Source organism: Mediterraneibacter massiliensis (assembly GCF_001487105.1).
GTDB lineage: Bacteria > Bacillota > Clostridia > Lachnospirales > Lachnospiraceae > Mediterraneibacter > Mediterraneibacter massiliensis.
Genome location: NZ_LN913001.1, coordinates 1,443,733 through 1,470,569 on the forward strand (window position 1 = coordinate 1,443,733; position 26,837 = coordinate 1,470,569).

22 protein-coding genes are annotated in these 26,837 nt (G+C 43.5%); 21 read left to right on the forward strand and 1 reads right to left on the reverse strand.

Translation table 11 applies throughout. The annotated features are described in order from the left end of the window. Positions 1–76 precede the first annotated feature (76 nt). From BN3282_RS11110 to BN3282_RS11195, 18 genes are all read left to right on the forward strand, one after another. Entirely contained in the window at positions 77–775 is a 699-nt protein-coding gene (locus tag BN3282_RS11110; RefSeq protein WP_059069190.1) for an ABC transporter ATP-binding protein, read from the forward strand. Then, positions 772–2,349, forward strand: coding sequence for a putative ABC exporter domain-containing protein (locus tag BN3282_RS11115; protein ID WP_059069193.1), 1,578 nt, complete (start codon positions 772–774; stop codon positions 2,347–2,349). The genes BN3282_RS11110 and BN3282_RS11115 overlap by 4 nt, the downstream gene beginning before the upstream one ends. Before the next feature lie 31 nt (positions 2,350–2,380). Beyond that, a complete protein-coding gene (locus BN3282_RS11120) occupies positions 2,381–2,857 on the forward strand; it encodes a methylglyoxal synthase (RefSeq protein ID WP_059069195.1) in 477 nt (158 codons plus the stop codon). A 142-nt stretch (positions 2,858–2,999) separates the two neighbouring features. After that, positions 3,000–4,529, forward strand: a complete 1,530-nt coding sequence (locus tag BN3282_RS11125; RefSeq protein ID WP_059069197.1) for a sodium:solute symporter family protein — start codon at positions 3,000–3,002, stop codon at positions 4,527–4,529. 211 nt (positions 4,530–4,740) lie between these two features. After that, positions 4,741–5,643, forward strand: a complete 903-nt coding sequence (locus BN3282_RS11130; RefSeq protein WP_059069199.1) for a DUF2156 domain-containing protein — start codon at positions 4,741–4,743, stop codon at positions 5,641–5,643. A gap of 4 nt (positions 5,644–5,647) precedes the next feature. After that, complete coding sequence (locus BN3282_RS11135; protein ID WP_059069201.1) at positions 5,648–6,835, forward strand: pyridoxal phosphate-dependent aminotransferase; 1,188 nt, start codon at positions 5,648–5,650, stop codon at positions 6,833–6,835. 29 nt (positions 6,836–6,864) lie between these two features. Continuing rightward, complete coding sequence (locus tag BN3282_RS11140; RefSeq protein WP_082667534.1) at positions 6,865–7,926, forward strand: pyridoxal phosphate-dependent aminotransferase; 1,062 nt, start codon at positions 6,865–6,867, stop codon at positions 7,924–7,926. A 9-nt stretch (positions 7,927–7,935) separates the two neighbouring features. Then, positions 7,936–8,784 carry a DUF368 domain-containing protein gene (locus tag BN3282_RS11145; RefSeq protein WP_059069202.1) on the forward strand — a complete coding sequence of 283 codons (849 nt, stop codon included), beginning with the start codon at positions 7,936–7,938 and terminating at the stop codon, positions 8,782–8,784. A 26-nt stretch (positions 8,785–8,810) separates the two neighbouring features. Then, positions 8,811–9,320: a hypothetical protein gene (locus BN3282_RS11150; RefSeq protein ID WP_242866632.1), complete on the forward strand. Its 510-nt coding sequence runs from the start codon at positions 8,811–8,813 to the stop codon at positions 9,318–9,320. Between the two features lie 92 nt (positions 9,321–9,412). After that, on the forward strand, positions 9,413–10,468 hold the full coding sequence (gene ispG, locus BN3282_RS11155) for a flavodoxin-dependent (E)-4-hydroxy-3-methylbut-2-enyl-diphosphate synthase (protein WP_059069204.1): 1,056 nt from the start codon (positions 9,413–9,415) through the stop codon (positions 10,466–10,468). Then, entirely contained in the window at positions 10,456–14,946 is a 4,491-nt protein-coding gene (locus BN3282_RS11160) for a PolC-type DNA polymerase III (RefSeq protein WP_059069206.1), read from the forward strand. Before ispG ends, BN3282_RS11160 begins: the two co-directional genes overlap by 13 nt. 91 nt (positions 14,947–15,037) lie before the next feature. Beyond that, the gene (gene glyA / locus BN3282_RS11165) at positions 15,038–16,273 is read left to right on the forward strand and encodes a serine hydroxymethyltransferase (RefSeq protein ID WP_059070418.1); all 1,236 of its coding nucleotides are present in this window, start codon (positions 15,038–15,040) and stop codon (positions 16,271–16,273) included. A 266-nt stretch (positions 16,274–16,539) separates the two neighbouring features. Beyond that, on the forward strand, positions 16,540–17,850 hold the full coding sequence (locus BN3282_RS11170; RefSeq protein WP_059069208.1) for a phenylacetate--CoA ligase family protein: 1,311 nt from the start codon (positions 16,540–16,542) through the stop codon (positions 17,848–17,850). Position 17,851: 1 nt separating this feature from the next. Beyond that, positions 17,852–19,597, forward strand: coding sequence for an indolepyruvate ferredoxin oxidoreductase subunit alpha (gene iorA / locus BN3282_RS11175; protein ID WP_059069210.1), 1,746 nt, complete (start codon positions 17,852–17,854; stop codon positions 19,595–19,597). 2 nt (positions 19,598–19,599) lie between these two features. Then, the gene (locus BN3282_RS11180; protein ID WP_059069212.1) at positions 19,600–20,169 is read left to right on the forward strand and encodes an indolepyruvate oxidoreductase subunit beta; all 570 of its coding nucleotides are present in this window, start codon (positions 19,600–19,602) and stop codon (positions 20,167–20,169) included. Between the two features lie 26 nt (positions 20,170–20,195). Continuing rightward, a complete protein-coding gene (locus tag BN3282_RS11185; RefSeq protein ID WP_059069214.1) occupies positions 20,196–20,618 on the forward strand; it encodes an ACT domain-containing protein in 423 nt (140 codons plus the stop codon). A 35-nt stretch (positions 20,619–20,653) separates the two neighbouring features. Further along, positions 20,654–21,985: a phenylacetate--CoA ligase family protein gene (locus BN3282_RS11190; protein WP_059069216.1), complete on the forward strand. Its 1,332-nt coding sequence runs from the start codon at positions 20,654–20,656 to the stop codon at positions 21,983–21,985. Positions 21,986–22,003: 18 nt separating this feature from the next. Beyond that, positions 22,004–22,447, forward strand: a complete 444-nt coding sequence (locus BN3282_RS11195) for an amino acid-binding protein (protein ID WP_059069217.1) — start codon at positions 22,004–22,006, stop codon at positions 22,445–22,447. Between the two features lie 200 nt (positions 22,448–22,647). On the opposite strand, the gene BN3282_RS11200 is transcribed toward BN3282_RS11195, so the two are convergent. Beyond that, positions 22,648–22,845, reverse strand: coding sequence for a cold-shock protein (locus tag BN3282_RS11200; RefSeq protein ID WP_004840409.1), 198 nt, complete (start codon positions 22,843–22,845; stop codon positions 22,648–22,650). 295 nt (positions 22,846–23,140) lie between these two features. Between BN3282_RS11200 and BN3282_RS11205 the strand changes: the two genes are divergently transcribed. From BN3282_RS11205 to BN3282_RS11215, 3 genes are read left to right on the forward strand one after another with little or no spacing between them, the layout of a single operon-like run. Continuing rightward, on the forward strand, positions 23,141–23,893 hold the full coding sequence (locus BN3282_RS11205; protein WP_059069219.1) for a DeoR/GlpR family DNA-binding transcription regulator: 753 nt from the start codon (positions 23,141–23,143) through the stop codon (positions 23,891–23,893). After that, the gene (gene pfkB / locus BN3282_RS11210; protein ID WP_059069221.1) at positions 23,890–24,810 is read left to right on the forward strand and encodes a 1-phosphofructokinase; all 921 of its coding nucleotides are present in this window, start codon (positions 23,890–23,892) and stop codon (positions 24,808–24,810) included. Before BN3282_RS11205 ends, pfkB begins: the two co-directional genes overlap by 4 nt. A gap of 51 nt (positions 24,811–24,861) precedes the next feature. Continuing rightward, the gene (locus BN3282_RS11215; RefSeq protein ID WP_059070420.1) at positions 24,862–26,802 is read left to right on the forward strand and encodes a PTS fructose transporter subunit IIABC; all 1,941 of its coding nucleotides are present in this window, start codon (positions 24,862–24,864) and stop codon (positions 26,800–26,802) included. Positions 26,803–26,837 lie beyond the last annotated feature (35 nt).

A 26,837-nucleotide genomic window follows, 5' to 3' on the forward strand; every position in this document is an offset into this window, starting at 1 on the left:
AAGTCTCATATGATTGTATTAAATCAATAATACAATCATGTGAGATTTTTTACTGTTGGAATTAGAGGAGGAAGGTATGCTGGAAATACAAGGATTGAGTAAAAAATACGGGAAACATCTGGCAGTGGATCAGGTAAGCTTTTCAGTGCCGGATGGAAAGGTGGGAATACTTCTCGGACCAAACGGAGCGGGAAAATCTACGATCATTAAATCTATTGCAGGATTGCTTAGGTATCAGGGGACGATCAAAATACAGGGACATCCGGCCAAGACGCTGGAAGCGAAGCGGCAGTTTGCGTATGTGCCGGAAATACCGGCAATGTTTGAAGCTCTTACAGTCAGAGAACATATGGAATATATGCGAAGGGCATACAGCAGTACGATCACGGATGAGGAAGTAGAGACACTTTTGAAACGATTTGAACTAGACGATAAGCAGGAGAAGCTTGGCAATGAACTGTCTAAAGGCATGATGCAGAAAGTAAGTATATGCAGCGCTCTTTGCGTACATCCCAGGGTGATACTTTTGGATGAACCTATGGTCGGATTAGATCCCAGGGCGATAAAGGAACTTAAGGAAGTGATTCTGGAATTAAAGGAACAGAATGTGACTGTCCTGATCAGTACACATATGCTTGAGATGGTAGAGGAAATATGGGATATGATGTTTGTGATGGAGAAAAGTTATATTATAGGTTCCTATCGGAAAGAAGATGTAGGAAATAAAGACCTGGATTCTTTATTCTTTGAACTGACAGGCGGTGAGAAAGAATGAAAGCATTGATGTATCTTACAAAGAGAAGTTTTGTCAATCACATAAAGCGGGCTGTTAGAAAGCCGGTCACGCTGATCGCGCTGATCTTTGGAGTCGCTTATGGTATTTTCCTGCTCTTTATGCTGGCAGGTCTGGCTGTGGGACTGCGGCTTGATTCTGCAAGCGGACTGCTTATTATTATGACAGTATGGGCCATCTATATCAGCTTAAGTAATTTCATGATGTATTCCTCAAGAAAAGGCGTTATTTTTCGGCCTGCCCACGCACATTTTGTCTTTACGGCGCCTATCAGTCCGAAAATCGTACTTTTACATGGCGCATGGATGAATTATCTCTTTTCCATTATTTTTTGGGTGATATTGTCAGTGGCTGGATTGACTGTATTTCAGGTAGAACCCTGGAAGGTGGGCTTGCTTTTCCTGACAGGCTGCGTACTGGAGATTTTGTTGGAAATATCTGTGATGGTGATCATCTATGCAAATGACCGGCTTCCGGAAAAGTTAATGAAAGGTATTTGCCTTGGGATAAAAATACTTCTTGCAGCGATCACCCTGGCAATTATTTTGTATTTTAGAAGAGAAGGCCTTTCTGTAGAGTCTGCGCGTGCCTTTATCGACTGGAGGGGACTGCAGCTTTTTCCGGTAGTGGGATGGAATATTGCCCTTTACCGCCTGATCTTATTAGGACCGGATACATTGAATCTGCTCTGTTCTGTTTTGTATCTACTGACAGTGGGACTCTTGACGACATTGGCGGTCCGTATGAACTGCAGCGGAGGGTACTATGAAGATGCCGCAAAATTTGCAGATGACTATGCAGATATGAAGAAAAGAAAACAAAACGGCGAAATGGTCATGGGGATAGAGAAAAGAAAAAAGAAATTCCGAAAAGTTTCTGAAAAAATACAGGCATCTGGGGCAAAGGCGATTTTCTACAGACAGCTTTTAGAATATAAAAAAGAAAAGTATTTTATCTTTTCTAAAATGACATTGATCTGTTTGTTTTTTGGCATATTTTTTGCTTATATAATGCGGGATAACGCGACAGAGTCAGGGCTTCCGCAAATGTTCCTGCTGGGGATCGTAGCCTATATTTCTCTTGTAATGACGGGGTATCTCGGAAAATGGGAAACGGAACTAAAAACACCTTATCTTTTTATGATACCTGACAGTGCCTTTAAAAAACTTTGGTATTCTACACTGATCGAACATATAAAGGCACTTGTGGATGGAAGTCTGCTGTGTATTCCAATGGGGATCCTCTGGAAAATACAGCCGGTCTATGTGGCAATGTGTATTTTAATCTATACTGCTTTGCAGGCAAACAGGATGTACACAAAAGTAATCGCACAGTGTCTGGTGGGAGATGTCTTGGGCACAACAGGACAGAACCTGGTTCGTGTATGCATACAGATGACAGTATTGGGAATGGGGATCGCAGCAGCATTCCTTATTGGAATCTTCATAAACATAAATCTGGTATTTCCAATTCTTTTGATTTATAGTATGATAGTAACAGTAGCGGTTGGAGTCATGGCATCTCTTAGATTTGATTCTATGGAGCAGCTTGCCTGATAAACTGCGGCAACAGACAGGAGGAAATGCAATGTTGGATGAAAATTATGTGACAATGGAAATAGGAAAAGCAAAGCATATTGCATTAGTGGCACATGATGGAAAGAAAAAAGAATTGGTAGACTGGTGTGATAAAAACAAAGACGTATTAAAAGGTCATTTCCTGTGTGGAACAGGTACGACAGCCCGTTTGATCTCTGAGCGTACAGGCCTTCCGGTGAAAGGGTACTGCAGCGGTCCTCTGGGCGGAGACCAGCAGATTGGTGCTAAGATCGTGGAAGGACAGATAGATTTTATGATTTTTCTTTGGGATCCACTAGAGGCGCAGCCTCATGATCCAGATGTAAAAGCACTTCTGCGGATTGCAGTCGTATATGATATTCCGATTGCCAATAATCTGGCGACGGCAGATTTTATGCTGCATTCGAAATACATGCCCGAGACCTATAATAGGCGGATCGAAAATTTTGATAAGACGATCCAGGAAAGGGTCAAACGGATGAAATAGAAATAAAAGATAGAAAAATGCAGGTTGACACGGAAGGAAATTCCGTGTTAATCTATACCTGGATACTTTAATACTTTAAAGCGTTGCGCTTTAAAGTACAATATATAACGAGCAGAAAACAAGAGAAGGAGAGCAAGAGGAGATGGGCGTTAAAATTGTTTTATTGGTTGTATTTTTTGCAGTGATGGCGGCAGTGGGATTGTATTCCAGAAAACATGCAAGGAGTGTAGACGGATTTGTTTTAGGAGGCAGAAGCGTAGGACCGTGGCTGACAGCATTTGCCTATGGAACCTCTTATTTTTCAGCAGTTGTGTTTGTTGGGTATGCAGGGCAGTTTGGCTGGAAATACGGACTCGCTTCTACTTGGATCGGAATCGGAAACGCACTGATCGGCAGTCTTCTTGCCTGGGTCGTGTTGGGGCGCAGGACAAAAGTCATGACGCAGCATTTAGGCGCGAAGACAATGCCGGATTTTTTTGGAGTGCGCTTTGACAGCAAGGCATTAAAGATTACTGCTTCGATGATTGTCTTTGTATTTTTGATCCCATATACGGCGTCTGTTTACAATGGATTATCCAGATTGTTCGGAATGGCTTTTGATATTCCTTATACATGGTGCGTGATCGTGATGGCGGTATTTACAGCGCTGTATGTCATTCTGGGCGGATATATGGCAACTGCTATCAATGACTTTATCCAGGGGATCATCATGCTTTTTGGAATTGTGGCTGTGATCGCAGCGGTCTTAAGCGGACAAGGAGGCTTCATGGAGGCTGTAGGAAAAATGGCAGAGATACCGAGTGATCTCGCAGTGACGCAGGGACAGCCCGGAGCGTTTACCTCCTTTTTCGGACCGGATCCGTTAAATCTGCTCGGAGTCGTGATTTTGACTTCTCTGGGGACATGGGGGCTGCCACAGATGATCGGCAAATTTTATGCGATCAAGGATGAGAAATCTATTAATACAGGGACGGTTATTTCTACAGTATTTGCGGTCGTTGTTTCCGGCGGATGTTATTTCCTGGGAGGATTTGGAAGGTTGTTCGATCATCCCCAGATATATGATAAGCATACAGGAACTGTCATCTTTGACAGTATCATACCGCATATGCTGTCCACACTTCCGGATATTTTGATCGGGATCGTGGTCGTATTAGTGTTGTCTGCATCCATGTCGACGCTTTCTTCTCTTGTCTTAACATCCAGTTCTACAATGACACTGGATCTGATCAAAGGAAATATTGTGAAACATATGAGTGAAAAAAAGCAGATCGTTACAATGCAGGTTTTGATCGTATTTTTTATTGTAGTTTCTGTTGTACTTGCATTAGATCCGCCTACCTTTATTGCTCAGTTGATGGGAATTTCATGGGGAGCACTGGCAGGGGCATTTTTAGCGCCATTTTTATATGGACTTTACTGGAAGCGGGTGACAAAGTCCGCTGTGTGGGCGAGTTTTGTCTGCGGGATTGGGATAACCGTATCCAACATGTTGTTCCACTATATTGAATCACCTATCAATGCAGGGGCAGCAGCAATGGCGGCAGGCCTTATCGTCGTTCCCGCAGTTAGCTTTGTCACTCCGAAAATGAAAAAAGAAAAAACGGAAGAAATCTTCAAGTGCTATGAAGAAAAAGTAACAAGCACAAAAAAAAGATCATTAGAAAGATGAAATCAAATGGCCAAAGGGCGTATGAAATGTGTGTTTTGCATCGTTTATCAGGGCTTTGCCCAGATTCCTCGTTTTTACAATATACCATTCTCACGCTTACGTTCTTCTGCATTTAAATTTATATTTCAATATTTTGCGTTTTGGGAAATAGTATGGTATACTAACCCAATGTGAGAAATTGTTTTACGATAGCAGGAAGTGAAGGAGAACTATGGAAGAAGTCAATTTTAAAAGGCCGGAATTAAAGGATCAGGCACTGATACGTTCTTATTTTGACAAGGCGCCGAGCAGAAGCTGCGAACGGACTTTTGTGGATGTATACTTGTGGTCGCGGCATTATAAAGTGACCTTTGCAGTGATAGAGGACACACTGGTGTTTAAGGATGGAGGGGAGACTCCGGCATTCTCTTATCCGGCAGGAGAACCGCAGAATGTAAAAAAGGCCATCGAATTTTTAGAGAGATATATGGAGGAGAGAAAGGAACCGTTCAAACTCTACAATGTAACAGAAGCACATTTCCGTCAGTTAAATGAATGGTATCCGGATAAATTTGAGATTTCTTATGTCAGAGATATAGCAGATTATGTCTACGAGACGGAAAAGCTTGCAACATTGGCAGGCAAGAAGCTGCATGGGAAGCGAAACCATATTAATAAATTCAAAAAGACGTATGAGGATTGGAGTTATGAACCGCTAAGCGATGAGAATATGGAAGAATGTTTTCAAATGGCGTTAAAGTGGAGAAATGAAAACGGCTGTGAGGATAATCCTGAGAAAAACGCAGAAATGTGTGTGGCTCTTAATGCACTGCGTCTCTACAAGGAAATGGGGCAGGTCGGCGGCGTCTTAAGGGTCAACAAAGAAGTAGCTGCGTTTACGATCGGAGAGCGGTTATGTGATGATACATTCGTAGTCCATATCGAGAAGGCTTTTGCAGATATTGACGGAGCATATCCGATGATCAATCAGCAGTTTGTGCAGCATGAATGTATGGAATATAGGTATGTAAACCGGGAAGATGACGCGGGAAGCGAAGGATTAAGAAAAGCAAAGCTGTCTTATCGTCCGGCATTTTTGGAACAGAAAGGAATTGTGACGAAAAGAGGAGTGTAAAAAGATGATTTCAAAAAAGATGGAGAACATGGTGGCTAACAGTTCGGCGATTCGAGCAATGTTTGAGGAAGGGAACCGGCTTGCCGGTATTTACGGCGCAGAGAATGTATTTGATTTTAGTCTGGGCAATCCAAATGTTCCGGCGCCAAAAGCTGTCAAAGATGCCATTATAGAAGTGTTAAATGAGGAAAATCCGGTTGTGCTGCATGGATATACGAACAGTAATGCGGGATATGAAGATGTCAGGGCAGCAGTGGCACAGTCTTTGAATGAACGTTTTGGGACAAAGTTTGCCTCAAGAAATATTACAATGACAGTGGGGGCGGCAGGCGGTCTGAATGTGATTTTAAAAGCCCTGCTCAATCCGGGAGATGAAGTGATGACATTTGCTCCGTATTTTGGAGAGTACAGAAGTTATGTCAATAATTATGACGGGGTGCTTGTGGAAGTGTCTCCTAATACAGAAGATTTTCAGCCCAAATTGGATGAATTTAAAGAGAAGATCACAGCAAAGACTAGGGCAGTAATCGTGAATACACCAAATAATCCTACCGGTGTAGTATATTCTGAGGACACCATCAAAAAGATGGCAGAGATTTTGGAAGAAAAACAGAAAGAATTTGGTACAGATATTTATCTTATCTCAGATGAGCCGTATAGAGAACTTGCTTATGACGGAGTGGAAGTGCCCTATCTGACAAAATACTATGCGAATACGATCGTAGGATATTCTTATAGTAAATCTTTGTCTCTTCCGGGAGAGAGGATCGGTTATCTCGTGATTCCGGATGAGGCGGCAGACAGTGAAAATATCATCAGCGCAGTAAACGTAGCGACACGTATCCTAGGGTTTGTCAATGCGCCGACTTTGCAGCAGAAAGTGGTAAAAGCATGTCTGCGTGAAAAAACAGATATTTCCTATTATGACAGGAACAGAGAGACATTGTATAATGGTCTGAAAGATTTGGGATTTACGTGCATTAAGCCGGAGGGCGCCTTTTATTTGTTTGTAAAGTCTCCGGTAGAGGATGAAAAGGAATTCTGTCAGGCAGCGAAGAAATACAATATTTTGCTCGTTCCGGGAAGTTCTTTTGCCTGTCCCGGATATGTACGTCTGGCGTACTGTGTATCCTATGAGACGATCGTGAATGCACTGCCAAAGTTTAAAGAATTGGCAGCAGAGTATCGATAAAAAAGAAGAGTAGAAAAGGGACTGTGACGATGGGAATCAATGCAAATTTACTAAAAAATATCCGTAAAGTGGAACCTTATGTACCTGGGGAGCAGCCCCAAAGAAAAGTGATCAAATTAAATACCAACGAGAATCCATATCCACCGGCGCCGGGGGTAAAAAAAGTACTGGAACAGTTTCAGACAGATATGTTAAGACTATACCCGGATCCGACAGCGGAGATCTTGACAGAAGCGCTGGCTGGATTTTATGGAGTGGATAAGGAGCAGGTATTTACAGGAGTTGGCTCGGATGATGTGCTGTCTCTTTGTTTTCTGACCTTTTTTAATTCGGATAAGCCGATTCTTTTTCCTGATATTACGTATTCTTTTTACAAAGTTTGGGCGCAATTGTATCGGATCCCTTATGTCTGTCCGAAACTAAATGAAGATTTCCGGATCGTCCGGGAGGACTATTATCAGGAAAACGGCGGCATTATTTTTCCGAATCCGAATGCCCCGACATCAATTTATGAAGAATTGGAATTTGTAGAAGATATTCTTGATCACAACAAGGAAAGTGTGGTGATCGTAGATGAAGCTTATGTAGATTTCGCCGGAAGATCTGCATTGGAATTGATTGAAAAGTATGATAATCTGCTTGTCGTACAGACATTTTCTAAGGCAAGGAGCATGGCGGGGATGCGTATCGGTTATGCGATAGGAAATAGGGCGCTGATCCGCTGCTTAAATGATGTGAAATATTCTTTTAATTCTTATACCCTTAATCAGACTGCGCTCATCTGTGGAGCAGAGGCGGTGCGTGACAAAGCATATTTTGAAAAAAATATCAGTAAAATTATAAAGACTAGGGAGATGGCGAAGGAGAAACTTGCGGGTCTGGGCTTTGTGTTTCCGGATGCGAAGGCGAATTTTATTTTTGCGGCACATCCTAAATATTCTGCGCAGGAGATGTATTTGGCGCTGAAAAAAGCGGATATTTATGTGAGACATTGGGATGGAGAGAGAATACGGGATTATTTACGTATTACGATCGGAACAGAAGAAGAAATGAGAATATTATTTGATTTTTTGCAACAGTATATAAAGTAAGGAGAAAAAATGCTGAAAAAGATATTACAAGGAATGGTAGTAGGCATCGCCAATATTATCCCCGGGGTAAGCGGCGGAACGATGATGGTCGCTATGGGTCTCTATGATAAGCTGATCCATTCAATTACACATTTAAAAAGTGATTTTAAAAATAGCATGAAATTGCTGATTCCCATATTTTTAGGGGCCGGTATAGCAATTGTTGCATTATCTAGGCTGTTTGAATTTTTGCTCCGGGAGTATCCAATCCCGACAAATTTTGCATTCTGCGGTCTGATAGCGGGAAGTCTGCCTTTTATTTTCAAGAAAGTCCAGGGACATAAGACTTCGGGCGGGAAGATTGCCGCATTTATTGTTTTTTTTGCGGTCGTGATCTTGATGGCACTGTTAGGAGAGACAGGAGGTAAAAGCGCAGATGTTACATTGGGGGTTATCAATGTGATCAAACTTCTGTTTGTCGGCATCATTGCAGCCGCTACGATGGTTGTTCCCGGAGTGAGCGGTTCCATGATGCTTATGTTATTGGGATATTATGATACGATCATCCGAACGATCAATCGTTTCATAGACGCTCTCGTCTCTTTTGATATGGGGCAGATATTGACTGTCTGCGGAGTATTGATTCCATTTGGCATTGGAGTGGTATTGGGGATCTTCCTGATCGCAAAATTAATAGAATTTATTTTCCGCAAAGCAGAAATACATGCTTACTATGGAATACTAGGACTGATCATAGCTTCACCGATCGCGATTTTATTGAAAACAGACTGGTCCGGCGGGTCTGTGCTTGTGGTGGGGATAGGAATTGTGACCTTTATAGCAGGATGGTTTGTGGCTTCTAAATTAGGCGGAGAGTAGACGGATGGTGTTTGTAAGCAGAGTCGATGAAAAAGAGATGCGTCGTTGACACCGTCATAGAAAATCCGTATAATGAAACAGAGGAAAAGAAAGGACGGTGGCAGATGATTTTTGGAAATGATGAAGGAAAAAGAAACAGCATCTGGAAGACCGTAATGTCAGTCTCTACAGTACTGATCATTATTATCGCTGCCTTTTTTATCATAAAGCTTTTTACAGCGAATCCACTAGAAGGGAAATGGTACTGTGCAGACAGTGATCTTACGATGTCGGTAGGCGGAGACAAGACGATCGAATTTTCATGGAAGGATGAAGAAGAACAGTCTGTGAAAATGCATGCCGAGTACCAGATCGACAAAGAAGAAAAAGTGCTTACCCTCTATGAAAAAGAGAGTGCAGATGATGGAGCAGGCGGCGCAAAAGCAAAAGATGTATCTGCTGTATTAGATACCTCGTATGATTACAGTATTGAGCAGGAGACGTTGACATTGACAGATCGGGAGTATGGTGAGCAGATGATATTTGAAAGAAAATAGCGCCTGAAAAGCGGCAGTATATATGGGAGGGGTGGCAAGGGCCATCACTCCCATATGTTTCTTATGCGGCGCAGGTTTTGGGAGGAAGAAAAATGTTAAGAAATAAGACAAAAGAGATCAGGATAGGGAAGGTTTGTATCGGAGGAGAGCAGCCTGTTGCGATACAGTCTATGACAAATACAAAGACAGAAGATGTAAAAGGGACGATAGACCAGATCCTCAGGCTGGAGGCGGCAGGATGTGAAATCGTTCGCTGTGCGGTTCCGACACCAGAAGCGGCAGAGGCGCTGAGGGAGATAAAAAAACAAATACATATTCCTCTTGTGGCAGATATACATTTTGATTACCGGCTTGCTGTTGCGGCTATTAAAAATGGTGTCGATAAGATACGCATTAATCCGGGAAACATCGGAAGTGAAGAAAAAGTACGTATGGTGGTAGAGACGGCAAAGGAAAGAGAGGTACCTATCCGCATAGGGGTCAACAGTGGATCTTTAGAAAAGCATATACTGGAGAAAAATGGCGGCGTGACAGCGGAAGGACTCGTAGAAAGTGCTCTGGATAAAGTACACATGATCGAAAATATGGGATATGACAATCTCGTAGTAAGCATCAAATCTTCAGATGTGCTGATGTGTATAAAGGCGCATGAACTTATTTCTGAAATGTGTCCATATCCTCTGCATGTAGGAATCACGGAGGCGGGGACAGTATATGCCGGAAATATCAAATCTTCCGTAGGTCTGGGGGTCATTCTATATGAAGGGATCGGGAATACGATCCGTGTGTCGCTGACAGGAGATCCGGTGGAGGAAATCAAGACGGCGAAACAGATCCTAAAGACATTGGGACTTAGAAAGGGAGGCATTGAAGTTGTATCCTGCCCGACATGTGGAAGAACAAAGATCGATCTGATCCAATTGGCGAATCAGGTAGAAAAAATGGTGGCAGACATTCCTTTGGATATTAAAGTCGCTGTTATGGGGTGCGTGGTGAATGGACCAGGTGAAGCAAAAGAAGCGGATATCGGCATTGCAGGCGGCATAGGAGAAGGTCTGCTGATCAAAAAGGGCGAGATTATCAAGAAGGTAAAGGAAGAAGATCTCCTTTCGGTCCTTCGTCAGGAGTTGTTGAATTGGAAAGAGTAAGCAGTGAGAAAAAATTTTTTGACGTATTTCCTACACTGAAAACAGAGGAAGATCTGCAGGCTTTGTTCCGGGATGTAGAAGTGAAAAAGATCACGACAAATACAAAACGGGATTTCCTTCATGTGCATATACTCAGTACACATCTTATACAAAAAAAAGAAATCCGGAGAATGGAACAAAAGATTAAGGAACAGCTGTTTGGAACTGTACAGATCATAATCCGTATAGAAGAAAAATATATACTTTCCGGGCAGTATTCTGCAGAAGCGTTACTTTTGGAATATCGGGACAGTATTATCGAGGAACTGCGTGAAGACAGTGTACTGGCGGCAAATATGTACGAGCAGGCAGAACTGCATTTTGAAGGCAGGACAGTTTATCTGGAGCTGTTGGACACGATCGTGTCAAAAGGCCGAAAAGAGTCTATTGCAGAATACCTGGATACGGTTTTAAACAAACGTTTCCAGATAGGCGCGGAAGTGCGCATTTCTTATAAAAAGGCGTCTAAGCACAGCAGCAGGGAGGAAGATGAAGAACGTCTTCAGCTGGAGATCAATGAAATATTTAGACGGCGCACTGCTGAGCATAGGGAAGAAGACCCTAAAACGGTAGAAAAGAAAATGGTATCCTCAAAAGAAAGTCCTTCATCCGAAAAAAGAGGAAAGGCAGCCGGGAAAAAAGAATTTAAGAAGAAAGAATTTTACCGTCCGTTAAAACAGGGAGACGATCCCAATCTGCTCTATGGAAGAAATTTTGAAGATGAACCGATTCCTTTGGAACAGGTCATCACAGAGATGGGAGAAATCACAGTCCATGGGAAGATCATCAGCTTTGATACCCGGGAGATACGCAATGAAAAGACGATCATTATGTTTTCCGTGACAGATTTTACAGATACGATCACTGTAAAAATGTTTGCGAGGAATGAACAACTCCCAGATCTTCTGGGAGAACTAAAAAAGGGCGCTTTTATTAAAATAAAAGGTGTAACCACGATCGATAAGTTTGATGGAGAATTGACGATCGGTTCCGTAACTGGGATTAAGAAGATCGGGGATTTTACAGTTTCCAGAAAAGATCTGAGCATGCACAAGAGGGTGGAGCTCCACTGTCATACAAAGATGAGCGATATGGATGGAGTCTCGGAAGTAAAAGATATCGTGAAGCGTGCGCATGACTGGGGACATCCGGCCATCGCAATCACAGACCATGGGGTGGCGCAGGCATTTCCGGATGCGAACCATTATATAGAGACGCTAGATAAGGCAGATCCATTTAAGATTATTTATGGTGTGGAAGGCTATGTCGTAGATGACCTGACGGAGATTGCAGTGGGAGCGGGGCAACAGACGCTGGATGATACATATATTGTTTTTGATCTGGAGACGACGGGATTCAGCGCTATTAAAGATAAGATCATAGAGATTGGCGCTGTGAAAGTGATAAATGGAGAGATCGTAGATTCTTTTAGCACATTTGTCAACCCTAAACGGCCGATCCCTTTTGAGATCACGCAGCTTACCAGTATCACAGATGAGATGGTCATGGATTCCCCTGCTATTGAGACAGTACTTCCAGAATTTTTAGCGTTTGTAGGAGACGGTATTTTAGTGGCACATAACGCGGGATTTGATGTGGGATTTATCGAGCAGAACTGCCGCTATCAGGATATAGAACCGCATTTTACCTATGTAGATACGGTGGCATTAGCACGCGTACTTCTGCCTACATTGTCCAAATATAAGCTCAATGTAGTGGCAAAGGCGCTGAATATTTCTTTGGAAAATCATCACCGGGCAGTAGACGACGCAGAGGCGACGGCAGAAATATTTGTAAAGTTTGTCGAAATGCTGAAAAAAGAGAATATCACAACCTTAAAGGAAATAAATCGGTTTGGAGATATGAATCCAAACGCGATCCGGAAATTACCTACATACCATATCATTATCCTGGCAAAAAATGATATTGGAAGATATAATCTTTACCAACTGATCACGCAGTCTCATCTTACATATTATGCGCGTCGTCCGCGGATTCCCAAAAGTCTGCTGAATAAGCACCGGGAAGGACTGATCATAGGAAGTGCCTGTGAGGCAGGAGAGTTGTACCAGGCATTGCTGCATAAAAAATCAACAGAATTTATAGCAAGGCTTGCGGATTTCTATGATTACTATGAAATACAGCCTCTGGGGAACAATCGATTCATGATCGAGAGCAGCCGTCTGCCGGATATCAACGCAGACGAAGATTTAATGGAGATCAATCGAGAGATCGTGCAGCTTGGTGAAAAGTTCAAAAAGCCGGTCGTAGCCACCTGTGACGTTCATTTCCTCGATCCGGAGGATGAAGTGTATCGCCGGATCATCATGGCAGGGAAAGGCTTTGATGACGCGGATGCTCAGCCGCCTTTGTATCTGCGCACGACAGAAGAGATGCTGGAGGAATTTGCGTATCTGGGGGCTGCAAAAGCAAGGGAAATCGTGATCGACAATCCCAATAAAATTGCAGATATGGTGGAAAAGATCTCGCCGGTGAATCCTAACAAATGCCCGCCGGTGATCGAGAATTCAGATCAGGAATTAAGGGAGATCTGCTATCAAAAGGCACATGAGATGTATGGAGAAGAATTGCCTGTGCAGGTTTCCACCCGATTGGAAAAGGAATTAAATTCCATCATATCAAATGGGTATGCCGTGATGTATATCATTGCGCAGAAACTGGTGTGGAAATCGAACGAAGATGGGTATCTGGTCGGCTCCCGAGGGTCTGTTGGATCCTCTTTTGTAGCGACGATGGCGGGCATCACAGAGGTCAATCCTTTAAGCCCTCACTATTACTGCCCAAAATGTCATTACAGTGATTTTGAGTCAGAGGAAGTGAGAAGCTACGCAGGAGGTTGCGGCTTTGACATGCCGGATAAACGATGTCCAAACTGCGGCGCGCCTCTTGTGAAAGCAGGATTTGATATCCCTTTTGAGACTTTTCTTGGTTTTAAGGGCGATAAGGAGCCGGATATTGATTTGAACTTTTCCGGGGATTATCAGGCAAAGGCGCATAAATATACGGAAGTTCTTTTTGGAACCGGTCACACGTTTAAGGCTGGAACGATAGGAACTTTAGCGGATAAGACAGCCTATGGCTTTGTGAAAAATTATTATGAGGAAAAGGGGCAGAGAAAACGGAAGTGCGAAATTGACAGGATCACACAGGGATGTACCGGGATCCGGCGCAGCACCGGACAGCATCCCGGAGGGATAGTCGTACTGCCGCACGGACACAATATCAATGAATTTACTCCTGTGCAGCATCCGGCAAATGATATGGAGACAGATATCGTCACGACACATTTTGATTATCATTCTATTGACCATAACCTTTTGAAGTTGGATATCCTTGGACATGATGATCCGACGATGATCCGTACATTGGAAGACTATATTACGTCCGATGCGTTGGAAAATGAGTATAATACAGAACATCCGTTTATCGCGACAGAGATTCCGCTGGATGATGAACAAGTGATTTCCTTGTTCCATAATACAAGTGCCCTGGGGATTAAACCGGAGGATATAGACGGCTGCAAACTGGGGTGTTTGGGGATACCTGAATTTGGAACAGATTTTGTTATCCAGATGGTGCAGGATACGAAACCACAGACCCTGTCCGATCTGATCCGTATTTCCGGATTGTCTCACGGAACGAACGTATGGCTTGGAAATGCCCAGGAACTGGTGAAATCCGGAAAAGCGACGATTTCTACGGCAATTTGTACAAGAGATGATATTATGATCTATCTGATCAATCAAGGGGTAGAAAGCGCCCTAGCTTTTACGATCATGGAGAGTGTGCGTAAAGGAAAGGGATTAAAGCCGGAATGGGAAACAGCGATGAAGGAAAAGAATGTTCCAGACTGGTATATATGGTCCTGTAAAAAGATCAGTTATATGTTCCCAAAAGCGCATGCGGCGGCATATGTCATGATGGCATACCGCATTGCCTATTGTAAGATCAACTATCCACTGGCGTATTATGGCGCCTATTTTGGGATTCGCGCAGATGCGTTTTCTTATGAGATCATGTGTCAGGGAAAAGAAAAATTGAACTATTATATGAAGGATTATAAACGAAGAAGTGATTCGTTAAGTAAAAAAGAGCAGGATGTATTAAAGGATATGAAGATCGTACAGGAGATGTATGCAAGAGGCTTTGAATTCGTTCCAATCGATATTTATAAAGCAAAAGCAACGAAATTCCAGATCATAGACGGAAAACTTATGCCTTCTTTATCCAGTATTGAAGGAATGGGAGAAAAGGCGGCAGAAGCGGTGGAGGAAGCAGCGAAAGACGGACCCTATCTGTCCTTGGATGATTTCAGGGCAAGGACAAAGGTCAGCAAGACAGTCATTGATCTGATGGCGGATCTGGGACTCTTTGGTGATCTGCCGCAGAGCAACCAGCTTTCCCTGTTTGATTTTTAAAAAGGTCAAAGGTGAGCCTGTACAGAAAAGCAAGACCTATGCTATAATAGTGCCAATGTATGGAAAAATAGGACAGATGGAGGAAAAGACAATGTACGATTTCGAAGAAATCAAGAAGGCGGATGCCGAAATTGCAGAGGCGATCGAAGAAGAAATGAAAAGACAGAATTCCCATATTGAGCTGATCGCCTCTGAAAATTGGGTGAGCAAGGCAGTCATGGCGGCGATGGGAAGCCCTCTGACAAATAAATACGCAGAAGGATATCCGGGGAAAAGATATTACGGTGGCTGTCAGTGTGTGGATGTGGCAGAGAATCTCGCTAGGGAAAGGGCAAAAAAGCTGTTTGGCTGCGAGTATGTAAACGTGCAGCCCCATTCCGGCGCGCAGGCAAATATGGCAGTTATGTTTGCTATGCTGACGCCCGGGGATACTGTGATGGGAATGAACCTAGATCACGGCGGTCATCTGACACACGGTTCACCGGTCAATATGTCAGGAAAATATTTCAAGATCACGCCTTATGGTGTCAATGAAGATGGGGTGATCGATTATGATAATGTTCTTAAAATCGCTAGAGAATGTAAACCCAAATTGATCATTGCAGGAGCCAGTGCATATGCAAGAACTATTGATTTTAAAAGATTTCGGGAGATTGCAGATGAGGTCGGCGCATATCTGATGGTAGATATGGCGCATATCGCAGGTCTTGTGGCAGCGGGACTCCATCCAAGTCCAATCCCTTATGCCCATGTGACAACAACCACGACTCATAAGACGTTACGAGGTCCGCGTGGAGGCATGATCCTTTCCAGTAATGAAGTTAATGAGAAGTTTAACTTTAATAAAGCGGTATTTCCGGGGATCCAGGGCGGTCCGTTGATGCATGTGATCGCGGCAAAGGCAGTCTGCTTTAAAGAAGCTCTGGAACCGGAATTCAAAGTGTATCAGGAGCAGGTGATCAAGAATGCGAAAGCACTCTGCGAAGGATTGATGAAGCGCGGCGTTAAGATTGTTTCTGGCGGAACTGACAATCATCTGATGCTGGTAGACCTGACCGGTAAAGAAGTCAGTGGAAAAGAACTGGAAAAACGCCTGGATGATGCTCATGTAACATGCAATAAAAATACCATTCCAAACGATCCACGTTCACCGTTTGTGACCAGCGGAGTAAGATTGGGAACACCGGCGGTGACGACCCGTGGATTGAAAGAAGAAGATATGGATAAAGTGGCAGAGATCATTGCTATGGTCATCGAAAGTGAAGAAAATGTAGAAAAGGCCAGGGCAATGGTAGCAGAACTGACAGAAAAATATCCTCTTTGTTAGATGGTTCACTTCATTGCCAGAAGGCAGATTCCGCAATTAGATTTCAGAAGAAAAGACGACTTCACGCTGTTATATATCTCCAATCGGAAGGAAATACATACTTCTGTTTGGAAGTCAGCAGCGTGAAGTCGATTTTTTACGTTTTGAATATAAACTTATCGCGCAATCATTTTTTCGAATAATTGCTCTTTGATACTTTAACTCGACAAAGTATTGTGCTATACTGGAAAAAGACAATGTTTAAAGGCTAAAGGAGGAAAAGGAAAATGATATGGGCAAAGGAAGAAACTCTGCCAAGAAATGAAATTGAAGACATCCAGCTTAAGAAATTAAAGGATACGGTTCAATATATTTATGACCGTGTCAGACCTTATAGGGAGAAAATGGATGAGGCACAGGTGAAGCCAAAGGATATCATTTCTTTGGAAGACTTGAAAAAACTTCCATTTACATATAAAGCGGATTTTCGGGACAATTATCCGGATGGATTATTTGCGGTAGATAAAAAAGAGATTGTCCGTTATCATGCAAGTTCAGGCACGACTGGGAAGCCTACGGTTGTAGGATATACGCAGAAGGATCTAGATGTTTGGCTGAATAATGTAGCACGTATTGCATGTATGGGAGGTGCGACAGCGGATGATGTGGCACAGATCTCGTTTGGATACGGAACGTTTACAGGCGCTTTGGGGCTGCATGGAGGGTTGGAAAAGATAGGTGCTTCTGTTATTCCGATGTCATCGGGGAATACGAATAAACAGATTATGTTCCTGCAGGATATGGGTGTGACGCTGCTTGTGGCAACGCCTTCCTATGCACTGCATTTAGGAGAGGTGCTGCGGGAACGTGGGATCGATCCATCTAAGGATCTGAAGATCCACATAGGGCTGTTCGGCGGCGAGGGAATGACGGAACCGATGAGAGAAGAAATGCGCAAAGTCTGGGGAAGCCAGTTTATCTGTACACAGAACTATGGAATGAGTGAACTGTGTGGTCCCGGCGTGTCAGGAGAATGTACCGAACTGTGCGGGATGCACATCAACGAAGATTGGTTTATTCCAGAAATCATCGATCCGGAGACAGAAGAAGTGCTTGCACCGGGTGAGACGGGAGAATTGGTGATCACCTGTCTGGGTAAAGAGGCGCTTCCTCTCGTCAGATACCGTACGGGCGATCTGACACGGCTTATGTATGAGCCGTGTAAATGTGGAAGAACGACAGTAAGAATGGCAAATCTGTCTGGACGGGCGGACGATATGCTTGTCATTCGAGGGGTAAATGTATTTCCTGGGCAGATTGAGGAAGTATTATTTAAAATAGAAGAAATCGGACCTCACTATGAGATTTTAGTGGAGAGAAAGAATCGGCTGGATGTTATGACGATCACGGTAGAGTTAGTAGATGACAGACTGCTCGATAGCTATGGAAAGCTAAGTGCTCTGGAACAGAGGATAAAATCAGCTTTGAAATCACAGCTTGGTCTTGCGACACAGATACGTCTGGTCGCACCAAACTCTCTGCAGAGATTTGAAGGAAAAGCAAAAAGAGTAACAGATTTACGAAAGGATGGACTGTAAAATGGGAGAAAAAGTAATTATGCTCGGCAATGAGGCAATTGCACGGGGCGCATATGAGGCAGGCGTGAAAGTCTCTTCTGCGTATCCGGGGACACCGAGTACAGAAATCAGTGAATATCTGGTGCAGTATAAGAAAGATGTATATGAGGAATGGGCGCCGAATGAGAAAGTGGCGGTGGAAGTGGCAGTAGGAGCAAGTATTTCCGGCGTACGTTCTATGGCGTGTATGAAACATGTCGGTCTGAACGTGGCAGCGGATCCTTTGTATTCCGTATCTTATATGGGCGTAAATGGCGGGCTGGTGTTAGTAGTGGCAGATGATCCGGGATTATATAGTTCACAGAATGAGCAGGATACCCGTATGGTTGCACGCGCGGCACAGATCCCGGTGATCGAGCCGTCAGACAGTGCAGAAGCAAAAGATTTCTTTAAGGAAGCATTTGCATTAAGTGAAAAATATGACAGGCCGTTTATTTTCCGTACAACAACGAGACTCGCACACTCGCAGGGGCTTGTAGAGTTAAAAGAAAGAGAAGAAATTGCGGATAGGCCATATGAGAAACAGATCCAGAAAAATGTGATGATGCCGGGCAATGCCAAGCTGCGCCATATTGAGATTGAAAAGCGTAATCTAGAACTTGCGGAGGCAGCAAATACGCTTGCGATCAATAAGATGGAGATCAATGATACGAAGATTGGTGTGATCACAAGTGGGATCCCATACCAATATGTCAAAGAAGCGCTTCCACAGGCGTCCGTTTTAAAACTTGGAATGGTCAATCCACTTCCGCGCAAGTTGATCGAAGAATTCGTATCTAAGGTAGAGACGGTATATATAGTAGAAGAATTAGATCCAGTTATTGAAGAACAAGTAAAATCCTGGGGTATTAAAGCAATTGGAAAAGAAATCTTTACCGTGCAGGGAGAGTACAGTGCCAATATGCTTCGCAGAGCGATCTTAAAGGAAGAACTGGATCTGGAAAAACCGGCGCAGGCACCGGGACGCCCACCTATCCTATGTCCGGGCTGTCCGCACAGAAGTGCGTTTTATGTGTTGAAGAAGCTGAAAATGCATGCAGCAGGCGATATCGGATGTTATACATTGGGGGCAGTGCCTCCTCTTAGTGTGATTGATACGACGATGTGCATGGGCTCTAGTATTTCCATGCTGCATGGGATGGAGAAAGCAAAAGGAAAAGAATATATTAAAAATTGGGTTGCAGTGATCGGAGATTCGACGTTCCTGCATACAGGTGTCAATTCTTTGATGAATATGGTGTATAACAAGGCAACAGGAACCGTGATGATCCTGGATAATTCTACGACAGGGATGACCGGGCATCAGGACCATGCGGCTACCGGAAAGACACTGCAGCAAGAGCCCACTTATGCGATCGATATTGCAGGATTATGTCGCGCGATGGGAATTAAAAATGTGGTGGAAGTTAATGTGTTTGACATCGCGCTTTTAGAAAAAACGATCAAAGAAGAAGTGGCGAAAGATGAGGTCTCTGTCATCATTACAAAGACGCCTTGCGTGCTTTTGGACAAATCCAAAAAACCTCTATATATCGCGCACGAAGATAAATGTAAAAAATGCGGTATGTGCATGAAACCGGGCTGTCCGGCAATGACAAAGAATCCAGACGGAACGATCCGTATTGACGATACAATGTGTACCGGCTGTGGTTTATGTGAATCTTTATGTAAATTTGGCGCGATAGAAATGGTAAAGGCAGGTGAATAAAGATGGCGGCGAAAAATATTATGATTGTTGGTGTCGGAGGACAGGGAACATTGCTGACAAGCCGGATTTTAGGTGGACTTACGATTGCAGGAGGATATGATGTGAAGCTGTCAGAAGTACACGGAATGGCACAGCGTGGAGGAAGTGTCGTCACGTTTGTGCGTTATGGTGAAAAAGTGGCAGAACCAATCGTGGAAGAAGGGCAGGCAGATGTGATCATCGCATTTGAACGTCTGGAAGCACTTAGATATGCGCATTATCTGAAAAAGGATGGTGTATTGATCGTCAATGACTGGCGTATCGATCCTATGCCGGTCGTGATCGGCGCGGCGGAGTATCCGGAGGGAATTATAGAAAAATTGGAGAAAGAGTATAAAGTCTATAGAGTCAATGCGACGGAAGAATCGAAAAAACTGGGTAATCCAAAGGTGTTTAATCTGATCGTGCTTGGTGTCGCGGCACAGCACATGGATTTCACAAAGGAACAGTGGTACGAAGTGATCGAAAAGACAGTTCCTCCCAAGACGATAGACATCAATAAAAAAGCATTTGATGTAGGTTATACATTATAACTAAAATAGAAAAGGCAGGTGAGAAGATGATCAAGCAGCTTTCCGTATTTGTAGAAAATCAACCAGGCAGTATGATGAATGTGACGTCGGCTCTGGTCGATGCACATATCAATATACGGGCAATTTCGACGTTTGACACACCAGAGTTTGGAATCATGCGTCTGGTAGTAGATAAACCTAAAGAGGCAAAAGAGTATTTGACAAAGGAAGGATTTGTCGTTCGGATCACAGATGTGATCGGGGCAGAATTAAAAGACGAAAAGGGAAATTTAAACCAGATGCTTACGATCCTGGCAGAGGGGAAGATTAATGTCAATTATATTTATTCCTTTGTTATACGTGCCGGTAAAGCACCGGTTATGGTCTTTCACACAGATGACTTTGAACGGGCTGAAGAAGTTTTGAAGGCAGCAAATGTCCAGATCGTGAAAGAGGACGAACTAGAATAGAAAGAAAAAATAGCAGCAGATAAGGAGCAGAAAAAATGGCAGCAGTATCGTTGGAGAATTGGAAAGAAAGAATCCGAAATCCGAAAATCGAGTGTATGAGCAGAGATGAGATGGCGCATCTGCAAAGTGAGCGTCTTGTAGACGTCGTAAGCAGAGCATATCAAAATGTAAGTTTTTATCATAAAAAGATGAAAGATATGGGAGTGGAACCCGGGGATATTAAAGGCATTGAAGATATACATAAACTTCCGTTTACGACGAAAGAAGATTTAAGAGACAATTATCCGTTCGGCCTTCTGGCGATCCCTAAACAGGATGTCGTCCGAGTACAAGGGACGTCAGGAACGACAGGAAAGCTTACAATCGCCCCATATTCGAAAAAAGATGTAGAAGTATGGGGAGAATGTGTGGCGAGATGTCTTACAATGGCAGGTCTCACTGCAGAGGATATCATTCATGTGTGCTATGGATATGGCTTGTTTACAGGAGGATTGGGTCTGGATTATGGTGCGCAGGCATTGGGTGCTATGGCTATCCCTATGTCAGCAGGAAACACGAAAAGACAGATGATGTGTATGGAAGATCTGGGAGCGACAGCCTTTGCCTGCACGCCTTCTTATGCGCTTCATCTGGCTGAATCTATGCAGGAAGCCGGAGTGGTAGACCGTTTGAAGATCAAGGCGGGGATCCATGGAGCAGAACCTTGGACTGTAGAGATGCGCAAAAAGATCGAAAGCATTCTGCACATTAATTGTTTTGATATTTATGGAATGTGTGAAATTTCTGGTCCCGGGGTGGCACAGGACTGTATCCACCATGAAGGACTGCATGTACATGCGGATTATTTCTATCCGGAAGTTTTAAATCCGGCGACCCAGGAGGCATGCGCGGATGGAGAGACAGGCGAACTAGTATTTACGACACTGGCGAAAGAGGCGATGCCGCTTCTGCGTTACCGTACAAAGGATCTGACCAGTATGGACCGCAGTACATGCAAATGCGGAAGAACGCTGCCTCGTATTTCGAAGTTTACCGGACGTACAGATGATATGAAAGTCATCAGAGGCGTGAATGTATTCCCAACGCAGGTAGAAACCGCGCTTCTGAGTATGGGAGGAGCGGTAGCGCCGCATTACATGATGATCGTGGACAGAGAAGACAATATGGATGTACTGACAGTTATGGTAGAAGTAGATGAGAGCATGTTCTCTGACGAGATCCGTAAATTGGATGCATTGCGCAATAAGATCGGTGCTGTATTAAAACAAGCACTAGGTGTGTCTGCGCGTGTCAAGCTGGTAGAACCAAAGACGATCCAGAGAAGCGAAGGCAAAGCAGTGCGTGTGATCGACAACCGGAATCTGTAGGAAAGGAAGGTAAGGACAATGGGTATCACGATTCAACAATTATCAGTATTTCTGGAAAACAGGGAAGGAAGGCTGGACGAGGTGCTGTCGGTGCTTGCTGGAAATGAGATCAATATTGTGGCGCTGAGTCTTGCGGATACATCCGATTACGGTATGCTCAGGATGATTGTATCAGATCCGAATAAGGGCAAGGCAGTGTTGCGAGAGAATGGTATCACGGCAATGCTGACAGATGTAGTAGCTTTGCGTGTGCCGCATGAAACAGGATCTTTGAGCAAGGCGATGCATCAAATCGTAGAAGGGGAAGTGAATATTGAGTATATGTACGCTTTTGCCAATGGAGCAGATGCGTCTGCGGTACTTAAGACAGATGATCCCGCCCGTGTGGCAGATATTTTAAAAGGCAGCGGTTTTGATGTATGGGAGGCTTCTGAGGCATATGTCTCTAATATAAAAGAATAATAGAGCTGGTTTCACCCGCGGGCGGCATATTTAGATACTGCCGCCTGCAGTATGTCTGAAACGACTTTGGAAAGTGAAAAGAAGCTGTACGCACAGATTTTTCAGTGCGGCAGCTTCTTTTTTAATCTCTTTTCTCTGTATTGCTTTTTAATATTAAATCTAGTTTAATTTATATATTAAAAGGTACATAAAAAATCTGATTAAAGTTTTACTACATTTGTTGCCTGAGGTCCTTTGGCTCCTTCTGTTACTTCGAATTCAACAGCCTGGCCTTCTTCTAAGGATTTGAATCCATCCATAACCAGTCCGGAATAATGTACGAATACATCATTTCCTTCAGAATCGGAAATAAATCCGTAGCCTTTTTGGTTGTTAAACCATTTTACTGTACCTGTCATTTTGTTGTCCTCCATAAAAATTGAAAATAATATAGTTCTATATCGCTTTTTTTCGAAACGATACTGTGTCAGTTTAGCATGTTTAACAATAAAAGTCAACGGATTTAGAAAAGGTTCCACAAAAGCCACAAAAGCATGGAAAAGACGGACGGTCAATATTTTTTCTACAAATGGGAATTTTAAAATAGAGAGAGTAAAAATGATTGAAAATGATTGAATATGAATGAAAATAAAATAAAATGGTTGACAATGAATGAATCGGAGCGTAAGATAAAAGCAGAAGGAAGGTGGATGTATGTTAACGGAAGAAAGATTTTTGGAAATACTAAAAATAGTGAACACGAAGAAATCTGTAACAGTGCAGGAATTAAAAGAAATATTGGATACATCAGAATCTACTATACGCAGAGACTTGACAGCACTCCATAATAAGAAACTTTTAAATAAAGTACATGGAGGCGCTACAGCGATCGGGCTTGATTATGAAACCAAAGATGCAACAGTGGAGTCTCGTATGGATTTAAGTTCTGAGGAAAAAGATCAGATCGGACAATATGCGGCGCAGCTGATCGAAAAAAGCGATTTTATTTATTTGGACGCAGGTACAAGTATCAGCCATATGACGGCATACATTCATGAGCCGGATGCGGTTTATGTCACGAATGGGATCTATAATGCTAAACAGCTTGCACAGAAAGGATATAATGTATTTCTGCTGGGCGGAAGATTTAAGGCTGCTACAGAGGCAGCAGTAGGAACGGAAACGATCAGGAGTCTGGAAAAATATAATTTTACCAAAGGGTTTTTCGGGACAAATGGCGTGGATAAAGAGCATGGTTTTACAACACCGGATGCAAGTGAAGCAGCTACAAAAGAGGCGGCAATGAAACGCTGCCGTCAGCGCTATGTGCTGGCAGATCAAACTAAGATAGGAAGAATTTCCCCTGTACAGTTTGGAAAATTTGAAGATGCATATATTATTACCACCGAAATTTTGGATGAAAAATTGAAAACAGAAAAGAATATGATCGAGGTGAAGAAAAAATGATTTATACAGTTACATTTAATCCCTCTCTGGATTATGTTGTACAGATAGATAATATGGAATTAGGACAGATCAACCGGACAAAAAAAGAGAATATCTATCCAGGCGGAAAGGGTAATAACGTGTCTGTTATTCTTTCTAATTTGGGGCTTGAAAGCAGGGCACTTGGCTTTAAGGCAGGTTTTACGGGAAAGGTGATGGATGATATGTTAAGGGCATATGGCTGTCAGACAGATTTTATTCTTCTGCCCGAGGGAAACAGCCGGATCAATGTAAAGATAAAAGCAGATACAGAAAGTGAGATCAACGGCCAGGGGCCTGTCATAGAAAAGGAAGCACTTATCCGCCTGTATGCCAAATTACAGGAACTGGAACCGGGAGATATTCTCGTGCTGGCAGGCAGTATTCCGGATACACTTCCGGAAAATGTGTATGAACAGATCATGGAGCGGATGGAACATACCGGCGTACATGTCGTAGTCGATGCGACAGGTGAACTTTTGAAAAGAGTGCTGAAATATCATCCGTTTCTTATTAAGCCAAATAATCATGAACTGGGCGATCTATTTGGAACCACGTTGTATACAGAGGAAGAAATTATTATGTATGCACAAAAATTACAGAAAATGGGCGCAGTAAATGTACTTGTCTCTATGGCAGAAAAGGGAGCACTTCTATTGGCGGAAGACGGACAGGTCAGAAAAATGAGACCGCCAAAGGGAACAGTGGTCAATTCGGTGGGCGCCGGAGATTCGATGGTGGCAGGCTTTCTTGCGGGATACTTAAATACAGGCGATTACGAGAAGGCGTTAGAGCTGGGGACAGCGGCTGGAAGCGCTACAGCATTTGTGTCCTGGCTTGCATCGAAAGAAGAAATCGTCAGATATCTTGTGAGACCGGCGATCGAATATGGATTATAAGAGATTGGTGAAGAAGAACAATTCAGAACGTATAAAGAGAGAGGGAAAATGATGAAAATTACAGATTTGTTAAAACCTTGCAGTATAGAATTAAATGGAAGGGCCGCTTCAAAAGAGGAAGTGATCTGTAAAATGGTAGATCTGATGGCAGCCAGCGGAAATATCCGCGATAAGGAAACATACAAAGCGGGCGTCTTTAAAAGAGAGTCGGAAGGCACGACTGGGATCGGAGAAGGGATTGCAATCCCGCATGCGAAGACGGATGCAGTGCAAAAACCGGGACTTGCGGCAATGGTTATACAAGAGGGCACAGACTATGATTCACTGGATGGAGAACCGGTTCAGCTGCTCTTTTTGATTGCCGCTGCGGATACCGAAGACAATGTGCATCTGGAGGTTTTAAGCCGTCTTTCTATGCTTTTGATGGATGAGACGTTTAAAGAACACCTGATACATGCAAAAAGCGTCAAAGAATTTTTAAAATATATAGATGAGGCAGAAAATGTAAAGGAAGAACAAGAACAGAAAAAGGAGCAGGAAAAAACACAAAAGCAGGGGTATGATGTGCTGGCAGTCACCGCCTGCCCGACAGGTATTGCACATACGTATATGGCGGCGGAAAGCCTGGAAAATACTGCAAAAGAGATGGGATGCAGTATCAAAGTGGAGACAAACGGATCCGGAGGGGATAAAAATGTTCTGACTGCAGAAGAAATCGCGCAGTGCAAATGTATCATTATCGCTGCCGATAAAGAAGTGAAAATGGCTAGATTTGACGGCAGACCGCTGATCGTGACAAAGGTAGCAGATGGCATACACAAACCAAAAGAACTGATAGAAAAGGCATTAAGCGGTACTGCCGCGGTTTATCACAGTAATAGCAAAGACGATATATCCGGCAGTGGAATCGGCGAAGAAAAGTTGGGAAGAAAAATATATAAGGCATTGATGAACGGTGTATCACACATGCTTCCGTTTGTGATCGGCGGCGGTATCCTGATCGCGCTTTCCTATATCTGTGACGGTGCAAATGCAGGAACAGATGTATTTGGAACCGGGACAGCGCTTGCCAGGTTTTTAAATCTGGTAGGAAATGTATCTTTTGGAATGATGTTTCCTATTTTGGCAGGATACATTGCAATGGCCATTGCAGATCGTCCGGCATTAATGCCGGGGATTGTAGGCGGGCTGCTTGCCAAAGCAGGAACTTCCGTAACTGTGCCGGAAGAACAGTGGATCTCCTCTGGATTTTTCGGCGCCTTGATCGCCGGTTTCCTGGCAGGAGTACTCATGCTTCTTCTCAAAAGACTACTGGAAAAACTTCCTCGTGCATTGGAAGGAACAAAACCGGTTCTTCTATATCCGTTTTTTGGAGTACTACTCATGGGGGCGATCATGATCTTTGTTGTAAATCCGCCTGTTGGAGCATTTAATTCCTGGTTGAATCAAGGACTTGCCAGTATGGGAGAGGGGAGCAAGGTGTTGCTGGGAATCTTTTTGGGTGGAATGATGGCCATTGATTTCGGCGGCCCATTTAATAAAGCAGCCTATGTATTCGGCACTGCTTCGATTGCAAGCGGACAATTTGATATTATGGCAGCGGTGATGGCGGGAGGAATGGTACCTCCGATCGGGATTGCCTTAGCAACAACATTTTTTAAAAATCGTTTTACAAAAAGTGAACGGCAGACAACTGTGACAAACTATATAATGGGGCTCTCCTTCATTACAGAAGGAGCGATTCCTTTTGCCGCTTCAGATCCTCTGCGGATCATACCGCCCAGTATTGTAGGAGCGGCAGCAGCAGGGGCACTGTCCATGCTGTTTGGATGTGGTTCAAGAGCGCCTCATGGCGGAATATTTGTGATCGGGATCATGGATCATGCACCGATGTTTCTCCTGGCTGTTTTAGCCGGTGCGCTGATCAGCATGCTGGGCATTGTTTTGTTAAAAAAGCCCCTGGAGAAGAAAACGCAGATTGAAAAACAGTAGCACATGGTATATACTTAATGCATAATTACCAAATC